General features: G+C 66.1%; 15 protein-coding genes. All 15 read right to left on the bottom strand.

The window, feature by feature from the left end; genetic code table 11:
- Window positions 1-94: 94 nt before the first annotated feature.
- A complete protein-coding gene (locus FHU38_RS06680; protein ID WP_167167706.1) occupies window positions 95-382 on the bottom strand; it encodes a hypothetical protein in 288 nt (95 codons plus the stop codon).
- Between the two features lie 3 nt (window positions 383-385).
- Entirely contained in the window at window positions 386-1,048 is a 663-nt protein-coding gene (locus FHU38_RS06675) for a 3-oxoacid CoA-transferase subunit B (protein WP_167167703.1), read from the bottom strand.
- Entirely contained in the window at window positions 1,032-1,709 is a 678-nt protein-coding gene (locus FHU38_RS06670) for a CoA transferase subunit A (protein WP_167167701.1), read from the bottom strand. The genes FHU38_RS06675 and FHU38_RS06670 overlap by 17 nt, the downstream gene beginning before the upstream one ends.
- Window positions 1,706-2,638: an SDR family NAD(P)-dependent oxidoreductase gene (locus tag FHU38_RS06665; RefSeq protein WP_167167699.1), complete on the bottom strand. Its 933-nt coding sequence runs from the start codon at window positions 2,636-2,638 to the stop codon at window positions 1,706-1,708. Before FHU38_RS06665 ends, FHU38_RS06670 begins: the two co-directional genes overlap by 4 nt.
- 62 nt (window positions 2,639-2,700) lie before the next feature.
- Window positions 2,701-3,369 (bottom strand): response regulator, encoded by a 669-nt coding sequence (locus FHU38_RS06660; protein WP_167167697.1) that lies wholly within the window; start codon window positions 3,367-3,369, stop codon window positions 2,701-2,703.
- A gap of 13 nt (window positions 3,370-3,382) precedes the next feature.
- A complete protein-coding gene (locus tag FHU38_RS06655) occupies window positions 3,383-4,150 on the bottom strand; it encodes an IclR family transcriptional regulator (protein WP_167167695.1) in 768 nt (255 codons plus the stop codon).
- A 3-nt stretch (window positions 4,151-4,153) separates the two neighbouring features.
- A complete protein-coding gene (locus tag FHU38_RS06650; RefSeq protein ID WP_167167692.1) occupies window positions 4,154-5,197 on the bottom strand; it encodes a hypothetical protein in 1,044 nt (347 codons plus the stop codon).
- Window positions 5,194-5,745: a UGSC family (seleno)protein gene (locus FHU38_RS06645; RefSeq protein WP_167167690.1), complete on the bottom strand. Its 552-nt coding sequence runs from the start codon at window positions 5,743-5,745 to the stop codon at window positions 5,194-5,196. Before FHU38_RS06645 ends, FHU38_RS06650 begins: the two co-directional genes overlap by 4 nt.
- A 129-nt stretch (window positions 5,746-5,874) precedes the next feature.
- Window positions 5,875-6,861: an ABC transporter ATP-binding protein gene (locus FHU38_RS06640; RefSeq protein ID WP_167167688.1), complete on the bottom strand. Its 987-nt coding sequence runs from the start codon at window positions 6,859-6,861 to the stop codon at window positions 5,875-5,877.
- Window positions 6,858-7,895, bottom strand: a complete 1,038-nt coding sequence (locus tag FHU38_RS06635; RefSeq protein WP_167167686.1) for an ABC transporter ATP-binding protein — start codon at window positions 7,893-7,895, stop codon at window positions 6,858-6,860. Before FHU38_RS06635 ends, FHU38_RS06640 begins: the two co-directional genes overlap by 4 nt.
- Window positions 7,892-8,767 carry an ABC transporter permease gene (locus FHU38_RS06630; protein WP_167167684.1) on the bottom strand — a complete coding sequence of 292 codons (876 nt, stop codon included), beginning with the start codon at window positions 8,765-8,767 and terminating at the stop codon, window positions 7,892-7,894. The genes FHU38_RS06635 and FHU38_RS06630 overlap by 4 nt, the downstream gene beginning before the upstream one ends.
- Window positions 8,754-9,785: an ABC transporter permease gene (locus tag FHU38_RS06625; RefSeq protein ID WP_313886684.1), complete on the bottom strand. Its 1,032-nt coding sequence runs from the start codon at window positions 9,783-9,785 to the stop codon at window positions 8,754-8,756. The genes FHU38_RS06630 and FHU38_RS06625 overlap by 14 nt, the downstream gene beginning before the upstream one ends.
- Window positions 9,782-11,389, bottom strand: coding sequence for an ABC transporter substrate-binding protein (locus tag FHU38_RS06620; protein WP_167167682.1), 1,608 nt, complete (start codon window positions 11,387-11,389; stop codon window positions 9,782-9,784). The genes FHU38_RS06625 and FHU38_RS06620 overlap by 4 nt, the downstream gene beginning before the upstream one ends.
- Window positions 11,390-11,632: 243 nt before the next feature.
- On the bottom strand, window positions 11,633-12,751 hold the full coding sequence (locus tag FHU38_RS06615) for an NDMA-dependent alcohol dehydrogenase (RefSeq protein ID WP_167167681.1): 1,119 nt from the start codon (window positions 12,749-12,751) through the stop codon (window positions 11,633-11,635).
- A gap of 131 nt (window positions 12,752-12,882) precedes the next feature.
- On the bottom strand, window positions 12,883-14,064 hold the full coding sequence (locus tag FHU38_RS06610) for an HNH endonuclease signature motif containing protein (RefSeq protein WP_167167680.1): 1,182 nt from the start codon (window positions 14,062-14,064) through the stop codon (window positions 12,883-12,885).
- Window positions 14,065-14,208: the final 144 nt, after the last annotated feature.

Raw genomic sequence — 14,208 nt, 5'->3', positions numbered from 1 at the left:
GCACTCCTCACACGTCTCGACCTTTTGATCACACTATCGAGTCAAAACTGACGCGAATGTGAGGTGCGACCTGCCCGCATCGGCACCTGATGTGCTAGGCGCCGTTGCGGTCGAGCCTGCTCTCCACCCGGATCTCGGCGAGGTCGATGCCGTGCCGGCACAGCGCCTCGGTGAGGAAGTCGGCAACCAGCCGCTCGTCCACCGGGCAGCCGGGCCTGCCCGCGCTGCCGTCGACGTTGTCCGGTCCCGGCCCGCCGGTCAGCTCCACTGCCAGCTCTCGCCGCCGCGCGTCGTACGAGCGCAACACCAGCCTGCCACCGTCGGCGGCGACGATGCGCGCGAGGCCAGCCACCACGGCACGAACCCTGTCCGCGTCCCACACAGCTCAGACCGTCAAAGTGCGGAAGGTGTCGTCCCAGTACAGCGGCGCGCCGGTCACTCGCTGTACGTCCCGCGGCGTCATGCCGTCGACCGCCTCGTCGAGCCGCAACCCCCGCTCGGTCACGGTCAGCACGGCGAGGTCGGTGTAGACACGCGTGACGGCCCGCACCGCCGTGAGCGGGTAGCTGCACTCCTCGACGATCTTGGGTTCGCCGTCGCGGGAAATGTGCGTCATCGTCACGAACAGGTTCGGCACCGAAGCGCCGATGTCGGCGGCCCCACCGATGCCGCCGAACTTGCGGCCCGGCACGTTCCAGTTCGCCAGATCCCCCCGCTGCGACACCTGGTAGGCGCCGATGACGGCAGCGTCGATATGGCCGCCGCGCAGCATGGCGAACGACGTCGCGGAGTCGAACAGGCTCGCCCCTGCCGTCAATGTCGCGAACCGGCCGCCCGCGTCAACCAGATCGGGATCACGCTCGGCCTCGGCCGCTTCGGAACCGAGGCCGAGGATGCCGTTCTCGCTGTGCAGCACGAAGTCCCGCGAGCGGGCCAGCGTGTCCGCCAGCAGCAGCGGGATGCCCACGCCGAGGTTGACGTACCAGCCGGGTCGCAGATCCTTTGCGACCCTTGCGGCGATCCGGCCACGATCAAGCGGGGTGACCATCGGGGTCTCCCTCCACGACGATGCGTTGCACGAAGACACCCGGCGTGTGCACCGACGCGGGCTCGAACCCGTCACCGACGACGCGGTCGACATGGGCGATCGTCAATTTGGCGGCGGTCGCCATGAACGGGTTGAAGTTCTGCTGCGCATGCCGGTAGCGCAGGTTGCCCCACGGATCGGCCTCGTGAGCACGGATGAACGCGACATCGCCACGAATGGCGGGCTCGAGCAGGTATTCCACACCGCGCACCAGCACCACGTCCCTGCCCTCTGCGAACCGTGTGCCCAGCCCGGTCCTGGTCAACGCCCCACCCAGCCCGGCGCCGCCCGCTCTGATCGCCTCGGCCAGCGTGCCCTGCGGAACCAGATCCATTCGCATCCGGCCCGACTCCACCGCCTCCCGCACGACATGGTCGGCCGGGCCGAGCGGGTAACTGCACACCAGCGTGTCGACAGCCCCGTCGCGCACCAGCCGCGCCGCGCCCACCTCACCCTGACCACCGTTGAGGCACACCAGCGTCAGCCCACGCACACCTCGGTCGGCAAGCGCCTCGAACAGCAGCATCGGGTAACCCGCGCCCGCGAAGCCACCCGCGAGCAGCACGGCACCGTCGGCGATGTCGGCCACCGCCTCCTTCGCCGTCAGGACCGGCTTCCTCACCGGCTCTCCTGGTCCATCTCGCCGGTGATGTCGAGCGGGATGAGCGGCACCGGGCCCGCGAGGTGCTCCGGTGCGGCCGGGGAGTAAGCGAAGTTCTTCGCCCGCGCGCCACCGTCGACCACCAGGTCGCAGCCGGTGATCAGCCGCGCGTAGTCCGAGCACAGCCACGCCACGCAGTGCCCGATGTCGGTCGGGGTGCCGGTGGTGCCCATCGGCACCAGCGGCGGTCGCTGCCCGTCCCAACGGGTAGGCCTGCGCCACGGCTCGTCACCGGTCGGCCCGCCCAGTCCCTTGACGCGGGGCCGGTCCAGCACCCCACCCGGCCCCTGCTCCGCGATCAGGTCGGGGTTGTCCGGAGTGGGCGCGGTGGGTGTGAAGCCGTTGACGCGAATCCCGTAGGGCGCCAGGTCCATCGCCGCGGCACGCACGAAGTTGTTGACACCACCTTTGTGGAACGCGTACGCGATCACCCCGGCAGTGCCGGACCAGCCGTTCGACGACGAGATCGCCACGATCGAGCCCCGGATGCCCCGCTCGGCCATGTGCCTGCCGACGTACTTCGTGTTGAGGAAGTTGCCCATCGCGGCCACCTGGACGGCCCTGGAGAAGAACTCCGCACTCTCGTCCAGCACCCCACGCCCGCCGAGCAGCGCCGCGTTGTTCACCAGAATGTCGATCTTGCCGAAGGTGTTCACAACCGTGTCGAGGTAGCTCTTCACCTGCTCCTCGTCGGTCACGTCACCTGGTATCGCGATCGCCGTGCCACCGTTGCGCTCAACCCGCTCGACACTTCTGTTCGCGGCGTCGGCGTCGATGTCGTTGCACGCGACCTTGGCGCCGTACCTTGCCAGCGCCAGTGCGATACCGCTGCCGATATTGGGGCCCGCTCCGGTGACCACGGCGACCTTGCCGTCAAGGGAAATCTCCACACCGCCAATCTAGAAATGCCGTAGTAGCGAGGCTCCCCGCGAATGACGCGAAACCGGCTACGTCATTCGACGGTTCCCGGCGGCGGCACCAGGCCTTCCCGGATCGCGAGCAACGCCGCCTGCGTACGCGAGGCAAGGTGCAGCTTCGCCAGCACGTTGCTGACATGGGTGCGCGCGGTGCGCTCGCTGATCGTGAGCCGCTGCGCGATCTCGCGGTTGGAGCAGCCTTGCGCGACAAGCTTCAGGATCTCCCGCTCCCGCGAGGTGAGCGCTGCCAGCCCGGAACCGGGTGCGGACAGCTCGCGGGTCAGGCACCTGGCCACCCGGCCGGACAGCCTGGTCTCGCCACGCATGGCGGCGCGCACGGCATCGGCCACCTCCTCAGGTTCGGCGTCCTTGAGCAGGTAACCGCTCGCGCCGGCCTCCAGTGCGGCGCGCACCCGTTCGCCTTCCCCGAAACTGGTCAGCACGACCACGGCCACACCCGGGTAGTCCCGCGCGATCACGGAAGTGGCCTCCACGCCGTCGATGCCCGGCATCAGCAGGTCCATGAGCACCACGTCGGGGCGCACGGCCGACTCGGCGAGATACCGCAACGCGTCACGCCCGTCCTTGGCCTCCCCCACGACGGTAATGTCGTTCACCATGTCCAGATAGGCGGTCAGTCCTCGACGGACAACCGCGTGGTCGTCCACAAGCAACACAGTGGCGGCCTTCTCACTCACCCGCATTTCACAGCTCCTCCTAACCGGCCACACCGGAACGGCTGTGCCGCCGAGCCCCGGGTGCTCCGAGTGCACGGGAAACCCCGCGAGCGGCCGTCACGACAGCGGGGATGAGGCGGCGGTGGTCGGTACCCGCGCTCACCACGACCGACAGCGCCGAGGTGACCAGCCCGGTCGAGTCCACGATCGGCGCGGCAACCGACAGCGCATCCAAAGTCATGTGCCCGTCGCAGACGGCGTATCCGGCGCGCCGGATCTCGGCGAGTGTGTGCCGCAGCCGCACCGGGTCAACCACCGTCCTGGGCGTGTACCGGCGCAGCGACGAGGACAGCACCGTCTCCTGCACCTGCGTCGGCGCGTGGGCGAGCAGCGTCAGCCCGGCGCTGGTTGCGTGCAGCGATCTGCGCCTGCCGAGCGTGGTCAGCACCGGAACGGCGCCGGGACCGGACAGCCGCTCCACGAACACGATCTCCATCCCGTCCCGGACGGCGAGCAGCACGTTCTCACCGATCGCGTGGTACAGGTCCTCCAGGTACGGCCACGCGACATCCCGCAGCCCGAGTGCCCTCGGCGCCAGTGCCGCCGTCTCCCACAGTCGTAGCCCGATGCGGTATCCGCCGGGCCCGCGCTCCAGCGCACCCCACCGCACCAACTCGCCCACGAGCCGGTGCGTTGTGGAGATCGGTAGCCCGCTGCGCCTGGCGATCTCGGTCAGGTTGAGTTCCAGGTGATCGACCGTGAAGGCCTCGAACACCCGTAGTGCGCGGCGAAGCGGCGATTCCCGCATCGCTCAGCCCGGCACGACTCGCTGGATGGGATGTGCCGTGCGGGACCAACCCGCGAACCCGAACGGCCGCACGACCATGGAGATCGCGGCGTTACGAGCTCCGGCGACCATCACCAGCAACTGTTCCGGCGATGGCAGCATGTGCAGCCCGTACTCATCGATGCCGGGACCCTCCTGGCCGCCGAGCCCCTTGCCCGCTCGCTCGAGGTCGGCGTGGCTGCGTACGCAATGCTCGTAAAGCCACCGCTGCACATCCGCCTTGGAGAACCCGGCGTCGGCGAGTTGCTGCGCGTGCTCCACGCTCAGCACCAGGCCCGCCGAGGAATGCCTGCCGATCGCCGCCCCGGTGCGCCAGATCGTGTCGGCAAGGTCCCACAGCACGCGCTCGGCGTCGGTGGTGTGCCTGTTGTCCACGAACTCGCAGGTCCGCAACAGCAGCGCGGTGACCGTGTCCGTGCCCTCGGGTTGGCCGAGTTCGACCGACAGCGGCTCCCAGGGGCTGTCCTCCTCGTTCTCCCCGATACACAGTGACCACCTGCCCGGCACGCCCTGGGTCGCCTGCTCGAGTTCCTGCGGCCGGACGCCTAGCACATTGCGCACGATCAGTCCCACCGCGCGGGCGATCGTGGCGTTAGCCCGAAAGCCCGGCCCGAACACCCCGCCCTTGCTGTTGATGCCCAACTCCTCGCGGATCGGGCCGTTCACGACGAGCAGCGGGGCTGGCCCGCTCGTGCTCTGCCACGCCGCGCCCGACACCCGGTCCTGGCCGAGCGCGTCCCACGCGGCAAGCACGACAGGCAGGTACTCCGGCCTGCACCCGGCGAGCGCGGCGTTGACGGCGGCCTGCTCGACCGTGCACTCCCGCTTCAGGTGCGGCAGAGCCGTGATCACCTCGTCTCGGGCGCGGGGGGTATGCGCGAGGAACTCCTCGACCATCGACGCGGTAACCGGCACGACGGGCAGCCCGTCGGTCCAGCCCCGCGCATAGGCGTGCTCGATGGCGCCTCTGGTGTAGTCGAGCAGTTCCTCCTCGCCGGTGGCTGTCATGCGGCGACCGTGGCGGTGTCCGCGGTCAGCACGTCGACGATGTCGTCGAGGACCTGCTCGGCGCGCTCGGCGACCCCCGCCTCGTCGAGCAGCGCCAGCGGGTGCGGAATGCGCACGTAGCGGTAGCCGGGGCTGCCCTGCAGGTCGGCCATCGCATCGGCGCTCGCGACGAAGGCCTCCGTGCAGATGACCACCGCGGGGATTCCGGCGTTCTCGACGGCAAGCCCGTCGGCGATCGCGGAAGCGCTGCAGGAACCGCAGTCACCGACGCCGACCACCACCACGTCGCACTGCTCGGTGAGGTCGGCGAGTATGTCGCCAGGCACCGGGTCGGTGATGCTGAGCTTCTTACGCCGCACCAATCCCGCGACGCCCTGCCGCTCGTTCAACAGCGAACCGACCGCGTCGAGCATGGCCTCGGCGTTGGTCTTGGTGTTGGCGAGCAACCCCACGGTGCGGCCCGCGAGGCTCCGTGGCCGTGCGGCCAGCGGGGTGGCCCTCCTGCGCTCGGTCGGCGTCGCGGTCGGGTCGATCATGGCATCGAACATGGCGACAACTCCTTCGTTGGACCTGCCTGCACAGACGGTAGTTTTCGGGCAGCGAGCAGCGCCACGAGTCTTCCACCGCACGGAAAACCGCGAGCCCCCATCGCTTGGGGGCTCGCGGTCGGCCAGTGGCTACTGCTCCGGGAAATGGCAGGCCACGCTGTGCCCCGGAGTCAACTCGCGCAACACCGGAGCCTCGTCGGCGCACCGCTGCACGGCACGCGGGCAGCGAGTACGGAAGCGGCACCCACTGGGCGGGGAGATCGGTGACGGCGGTTCACCCTTGATGCTCAACGCCTTGCGCTGCCGCGCCGTGCTCGGGTCGAGTTCGGGTATGGAAGCCAGCAACGCCACCGTGTACGGGTGCAGCGGCGCCCGATACAGCGTCTCCGCGGGACCGATCTCGCACAGCTGGCCCAGGTGCATCACCGCGACCCGGTCGCTGACCTGTTTGACCAGCGCCAAGTCGTGAGAGATGAACAGGTAGGACAGGTTGAGCTCGCTCCGCAGTTGCTCGAACAGGTTCAGTACCTGTGCCTGGATGAGCACATCCAGCGAGGACACCGCCTCGTCGCACACGATGAGCGCCGGGTCCAGCGCGATGGCCCTCGCGATCGCGACTCGCTGACACTGCCCACCGGACAGCTCGTGCGGCCTGCGCTTGCCATAGGTGTCGGGGTTGAGGCCGACCAGATCGAGCAGTTCACGCACGCGGCGGGCGCGCTCGGTCCCGTTTCCCACGCCGTAGCCGACCAGTGGCTCGGCGACGATGTCCGATACCCGCCAACGCGGGTTGAGCGAGCCGAACGGGTCCTGGAACACCATCTGCATGTGCCGCCGGGCTTCGGCGATGCCGTTGCGCTTGGCGTGCATCAGATCGGTGCCCTTGAAGTGCACCTCGCCCGACTTCGGCCGCGGCGCCTGGATGATCGAGCGCGCCAGGGTGGACTTTCCCGATCCGGTCTCGCCGACCACCCCGAGGGTTTCCCCGGAATGGATGTCGAAGGACACGTCGGAAACGGCGTGCACCACGCCACCCTTGACCCCACCGCGGCCTCGCACCGTGAACTCCTGCACGATGTTGCGCGCCCGCAGTAGTGGTTCCTCCACTGTGGTCACTCGGTTTCACCGTCCTCACAAGGGTGCCAGCACGCCCACCAGTGGCCTGGCTCGTGTTCGGTGAAGGCGGGCGCCTCCTGCTGGCAGTCTTCCTGCGCCCTCGAACAACGAGGCTCGAACGGGCAGCCGGGCGGCAGCGCGGTCAGATCGGGCGGCTGACCCGGCGTGACCGGCAGCAGCGCGTGCGGCTGCCGCTCCAGTCTGGGTATCGCGCCAAGCAGCGCCTTGGTGTAAGGCATACGCACATGGGAGAACAGCGTGGTCGCAGGCGCGTACTCCACAGCCCTTCCCGCATACATAACGATCACATCGTGCGCGTAGCTGGCCGCAAGGCCCAGGTCGTGGCTGATCATGATGATCGCCATTCCCAGCCGCTCCTGTAGTTCCAGCAGCAGCTCCATGATCTGTGCCTGTGTGGTGACGTCCAGTGCGGTGGTCGCCTCGTCCGCGATGAGCAGCCTCGGGTCCGCGGCCAACGCGATAGCGATCATCACGCGCTGTCGCATACCGCCGGAAAGCTGATGCGGGTACTCGTGGAAGCGCCGCTGCGGCGCGGGCAACCGCACAAGCTGCAGTAGTTCCATCGCCCGCTCGTAGGCGGCCCGCTTGTCCATGTCACTGTGCGCGCGCACTGCCTCGGTGATCTGCACACCGACCCGCATCGTCGGGTTCAGCGAGCGGGCCGGGTCCTGGAACACCATGGCGATGTCGGCACCGCGGTGCCTGCGCATCTCCCGTTCCGACAGGTTCAACAACTCCGTGCCCTGGAAGCGGGCTGAGCCGCTGATCCGAGCCGTCGGCGGCAGCAGTCCCATCAACGCACGTGAGCTGACACTCTTACCGGAGCCCGACTCCCCGATGATGGCGAGCATCCTGCCTTCGTGCAGCCGGTAGCTGAGGCCGTTCACCGCGTTGACCCGCCTGCCCCTGCCGGTGAACCGCACCCGCAGGTCCTCCACCTCCAGCAGGGGCTCCGCCCCACCGTAGGCGGGCGCGGCCGCCGCCGCGGCGTCGCTGATCTCCTCGATACTCATCGGCCGCTCCAACGGGCACGCAGGGTCTCACCGAGCAGGTTGAACGCCAGCACCGTGAGGAACAGCACCACCGATGGCCATACGACCAGCATCGGCGTGGCCGACAGGGCCTGCTGCCCCTGGGAGATCATGTTCCCCCAGCTCGGTGCCGGTGGGGGGATGCCGAGACCGAGGAAGCTCAACGCGCCCTCGATCACGATGATGATGCCCATACCGAGCATCGCGAACGTCACCAGTTGCGGGATGATGTTGGGTGCGATGTGGCGGAACAACATCCGCCAGCCACTGGTGCCTGACAGTCTCGCGGCGGTCATGAACGGCTGCTCCCGCAGCCGCAAGGTCGCGGCACGAGCCACCCTGGCGAACGCAGGCACCGAGAAGAACGCAAGCGCGAAGATCGTGTTGGTCTGACTGGGCCCGAGGCTTTGCGCCACGGCCAGCGTCAGCACCAGCGAAGGGAACGCGATCAACACGTCGAGCACGCGCATGATGATCGCATCGAGCACGCCACCAACGTGGGCGCTGACCGCACCCAACGTGCCACCTACCAACAACCCCAGCACGTTCACCGCGACACCGACGACCAAAGAAGACCGGCCACCGTAAAGGATGCGCGACCACACGTCGTTGCCGTTGGGGTCGGTGCCGAGTAGATGCCCTTGTGAGAACGCGGGCAGGTTCGACTCCAGCACGTTCCCGCCCACGGGGTCCGGAACCGACCCGATCACCGGCCACAGGAAGCACCCACCGATGATGATGACGAGCAGGCCGACGGGGAAGGCGAGTTCCAGGTGACGCAGCCAGCCCCGCAGCCGGCTCTGTCCGGTCTCGGCGAGCAGTGCGGAAGAAGCCGATGCCTCAACTATTGCCATAGCGGATCCTCGGGTCGAGCACGGCGTAGAGCAGGTCTGTCAACAGGTTTGCCAGCACCGCAACCACTGCGAACACCACCACGCAGGCCTGCACTACCACGAAGTCACGGGTGTTGATGGCCTGCAGCAGCAACTGACCGATGCCGGGCAGCGCGAAGATCTGCTCGATGATCACGGTGGCGCCAATCAGGGTGCCCAGGTTCAGGCCGACCACCGTGAGCAGGCCGAAGGAAGAGTTGCGGAACGCGTGCCGCAGCAGGACCTGCCACGGCCCGATGCCCTTCGCCCTCGCGGTGATGATGTAGTCCTCACCCTGCAACTGGTCGACCAGATCACCACGCAGGAAACGGGTGTAGAAGCAGAACAGTGGGAACGCGATCGACACGGCGGGCAACAGCATCGCCCGCAAGTTCTCACCCAAGCCCTGGCTGATGGGCACGAACCCGATGGCCGGGAAGAACGCGAACTGCACCGCGAACAACAACACCAGCAGCAGTGCGATCACGTAGTTCGCCACGGCGAGCCCGGTGATGCTGACGAACATACTGATGCGGTCGAACAACCGGTTCGGCTTGTACGCCGCGAGCAGTGCGACCGGCACCGCGAGCCCGAGCGAGATCACGAACGCCAGCCCCACAAGCTCACCGGTGACGGCGAACCGAGCACCCAGCTCACTGGTCACCGGTTGCCCACTTACCAAGGAGTTGCCCAGGTCCCCGGTGACCGCACCACCCAGCCAGTCCAGGTAGCGCTGCACGGGAGGCTGGTCGAGCCCCATCTGCCTGTTCAGCGTGGCGATCTGCTCAGGCGTGGCTTCCGGCCCGAGCAGCAACTGCGCGGCGTCGCCGGGGATGAGGCTGAGCACGATGAACGTCAGAATGCTGACACCGAGCACGATCGGAACGGCCGCGAGCAGCCGTCGAACGATCAGCCGCAGGCTCGGTGAGTGCGCGAGGCGGGCGACGACGCCCGGGGCGGCTTCCCGGGCGTCGTCTGTGACCGGTTCCGTGATGGTCACTTGCTCATCCACACCCCGTCCCACAGGATTCCGGTGTTGACGAGAACCGGTGGGATCTTGGTGTCGACGCCGGGACCGTGCACACCCTTCGCCGCGATGTTCGCGGGCGCGAAGGCCAGAATGTAGGGCGCGTACGCCTTATCACTGATCAACTTGCCCGCCTCGGCATAGAGTTCACCGCGCTGCTCCGGTTCGATCGTGGCCGCAGCATCGTCGAGCAGCTTGTCCAGGTCCTTGTCGTGGACACCGCTGAACGGTGCCTCCGAGTCGAACCGGAAGCTCACGCCCACGCCCGCGGCCGGATCCCACGCCCCTGCCGTCTGCAACATCGCCTCCCACTTGCCGGAGTTGAAGTTTCCGATCAGAGCGTTCAGCTCGTGCGACTCGATCGTGGTCTTGATGCCGACCTCTTCCCACTGACTCTGCAGCGCCGTCATGACCTGCTCGGCCACGTACTGCTTGATCGTGCCGAGGTTCACCGTCAACCCGCCAAGTTCCTTGACGAGCTGCTTGGCCTTCTCCGGGTCGTACGTGCGGTAGCCGGGGATGGTGTCCTGGTGGAACAGGCCACCGGGACCGGTGAACGTCTGGGCCGCGGGGTAGGCGCCCTTGAACAGGCCCTTACTGATGGCCTCCGCGTTGGTCGCGTAATAGATCGCTTCGCGTGCCTTCTGGTTGTCGAACGGCGCCCGCGAAGTGTTCAACTGCACCAGGTACGGCGAGGTCGCAGGCTGCTGAGTCACCGTCACTTGGGCATTGCCGTTCGCCTGCTCGATGAGTGGCGTTGTCACCATGCCCTCGTAAACATGTGCCTGTCCCGCGAGAATCGCCTGGTACGCGGGCTGGTCACCGCCTACCGACTTGATGATCAGCTCGTCGAGGTACGGCTGCCCGTCCTTGAAGTAGTTCTCATTCCGGGTCAGTCGCAGCTCAGAGCTCAGCCGGTTGCTGACAACCTTGAACGGTCCCGCGCCAACCGGCTTGATCTTGAACTGCTCCTCGCCCATCTTCTTCAGCGCAGTGGGAGAGGCAATCCAGTTCGCGTTCGAGACCACAATGGAGTTGATCACTGCGGCGTAGGGCTGCGTGAACTTCAGCACCACCGTGTTGTCGCCTTCAGTGGTGATTCCACCGTTCTCGGCCAGCGGCCAGCGTGGCGCACACGTGCACGTCGATTCGAGGTCACGCTTCCAGTTGAAAGCCACAGCCTCCGCGTTGTACGGGGTACCGTCACTGAATTTGATGCCGTCACGAATGGTGACCTTGAGAGTCTTTCCGCCGTCGGCGAACTCGTAGCCTTGCGCCATCTCCGGCTCGACACGGGCGTTGCTCCCGTCATCGTCCGCCACGAGCTTGAACAAGCCACCGAAGATGGCATTCATGTGGCTCAGGTTCGCGCCACCCGTGGTGTTCGTCGCCGGATCGAGACCGCTGGGCCAGGAGCCGGCAAAACCGGACGAAAGCAGCACGGTAAGCGAGCCACCCCGCTGCGGTGGGCCTTCCGACCCTGCACTCGTGTCGGCCGGGCCACCCCCGCACGCGGCGACGACGAAAATCACCCCCACGAGTGCGATGATCTGCCGAATTCTTATTCTCACGTGCATCTCCTGCTTCGGTAGCGCCGTTGGACCGAGGTAACTCCGATGCGGCTACAGGTTCCCTACTCGTCTCGGATCGGAGCAGGGACCTTTCGTGAGGTGGAAGAGAAACTTCCTACCGCTGCGTCGTCTCGATCCGCCGGCGTAGTGGGCCTACGTCATTTGTCGCGATGTTGAGTAATGAGGTGTTATCTCCGCACGTCAGCCAGGGCATGACGGGCGACTGGGAAGATCGACATGTCCGGAGACTCAGTGTTCGTGGATGATCACTCCACGAATATTCTTGCCGTCCAGCATGTCCTGGTAACCCTGGTTGATTTCGTCCAGGCTGTACCGACGAGTCACCAACTCATCCAGCTTGAGGTCACCGGCACGGTAGAGATCGAATAGCCGGGGGATGTCATAGAGGGGGTTGCTGTCACCGAACAACGCGCCCCGTACTTGCCGCTGGTACCCGATGAGCATGCCCGCAGGTATATTCACAGCCCTTTCCTCGAGCTTCCCGACGGCGGTCACGGTTACTTTGCCCGCCTTGCCAGTCACCTGAACGGCTGCGTTGACGATGTCTTCCGTGAGCACGCCTGGCGTACAGATCGCGTGATCAGCCAACTGACCCCAGGTGGCCTCGACGACGTAGTCGTGCGCGGACGTGGCGTCGGCAAAGGTGTGTGTTGCGCCGAAGACCTTGGCCATGTCTCGTTTGAAATCGACCGGGTCAACCACCACGACGAAGCGGGCTCCCGCGTATCGGGCGCCTTGAACGGCGTTACTGCCGACTCCTCCAGCGCCGTATATGACGACCGTGTCTCCTGCTCGCACTTCGGCCGCGTGCACCGCCGATCCCCACCCGGTCGGTACTCCGCACCCGACGAGCGCCGCGATGTCGAAGGGGATGTCGTCAGCCAACGCCACACAAGCCCACTCCGAAACGACGGCGTATTGCGAGAAGGTTCCCAGCGTGCAGAACCCACCAAGGTCGGTGTCGCCGTCATGAAAGCGGAACGTTCCGTCGGAGAACATGCCGGTGGAAGCATTCTTGCCTTCGTCACACATGTTCTGATGACCGGTCGAGCATGGACGACACTTGCCGCACGCAGGAATGTATGAGCAAACAATGCGGTCTCCAGGCTTCACCCTGGTCACGTGGGGCCCAACCGATTCAACGATGCCTGCGCCTTCGTGGCCTCCGACGACCGGCAGCCTTACCGGAGCGTCACCCCGGGTTATGTGGTCGTCGGAGTGGCACAGGCCTGCGGCGTAGAACTTCACCCTGACCTCGTGTGCTCTTGGTTCGTCAAGCTGAAGTTCCGTGACTTCCCAAGGTGAGTGCGCATAGCGTGTGATCGCTGCACGAGTCGTGATGGTCATCCGATATTCCCCTCCCGCGGGCTCACAGTGCCGCAGTGATGCAGCCGACGATGCCCGGAGGGTCGGTGCGAGGCTAGCTGCCTTTCGTCTCACGGAAGCACCACCCGGCTCTCCCGTGACCTGCTACGGGTTCATCGGCCGGGATCATGGAGTGGTTCCGGTGAGCTGCTGTAGCTCTGTCCTGATGGTGTCCGCACAGTGAGCCGTTGGGTTCGATGGTTGAGCTGGTACTTCCAGCCGGGTGCGGTCTTAAGCCGGTGGTGCCGTCGACAGTAGCCAATGAGGTTCTTCGTGTTGGTTTGTCCGCGACGGAACCATGCGGTCGCGTGATCTACATCCCCGAACTGACTCGGTCGATGGCATCCGGGGAACCTGCATTCGCGGTCGCGGACCCGAACGAAATCGTCCGTGACTCGCGGTGGCCGATACCGCTTGCGGCCGACGTCAACCGGTGCACCGGTGCGGGGATCGGTGATGATCCTACGCCACGTGCTCGCGGGATCATGGGCGATCTGGCGCGCAATCCACGCGGGGATCGTGCCGTGCCCGGCGAGGTGTGCAGGGTTGTTGTTCATTTCCAGCAGGGTGCGTAGATCGACGTAGACGAATACTTCCGCCTTCGGTCCTGCGGCACTACGGCCGTCGGCCTTACCAAGAACTGTTTCCGCGAAGACGTCGGCACGGAGTTGGTCAAGGGTTCGCGATTCGTCAGCGCCACGTGACATACGCGCGAGACGATCGATCCGGGCATATGCCGCACCGGCCACTTCCGCGGGCAGATATGCCGTGATGGTTGCCATGGAGTCCTCGCGGTGAACGAGCTCTAGCCGTCGCTGCGCGCGGCGTCGAGCGGCTCTTTGCGCTGAACCCTCTGGATCGACCTTGCCGACCGCGTACGTCGTCGCACGCCGGAGCTGCGTTGGCGTCTTACCGCCCAACCGGCCGGCCATGATCTCGTCGACCTGTTGGACGTGTTCGTGCGACAGGCAGGCTGTTGGGCCCACGATTTTCGAGGCCTTGTGGGAGTCGATATCTCCGCGCTGCATAGCCTGCAACGTCTTCGGTAGTCGGTGAACCAGCGTACTGGCCATCGACATTTTCCTGCCGGCCGACTTTTCGTTGATGGCAAGGGTCAACGCCAACTCTGCGGCCGCCTCGGTACGGCATCGCTGGGTACTCTCATATCGGGCAATCTCCTTAAATTGCATTGCTTGCAGGCGGGCGATACGCCTTTCAAGCGAGCGGATCTTGTCGAGGCTGCTCTTTCCGCTTTGATCCGCGGACGAGCGATTAGGATTTCGTCTCTCCCCCATAGCGACGATCGTAGCTTCGAACCGGCATTCGCGGCGTATCCCGATCAGGTGAAACAATGAGAGTCTTACCTGACATCAATTTCGCCCGTAGCGAATGGACCTTTCATATCATAAATCGTGTGCCCGACTGGCGATCTGCTCGTA

The organism is Saccharomonospora amisosensis, from assembly GCF_011761185.1.
Classification (GTDB): domain Bacteria; phylum Actinomycetota; class Actinomycetes; order Mycobacteriales; family Pseudonocardiaceae; genus Saccharomonospora_A; species Saccharomonospora_A amisosensis.
This window is presented reverse-complemented; position numbering and strand designations above follow the sequence as displayed.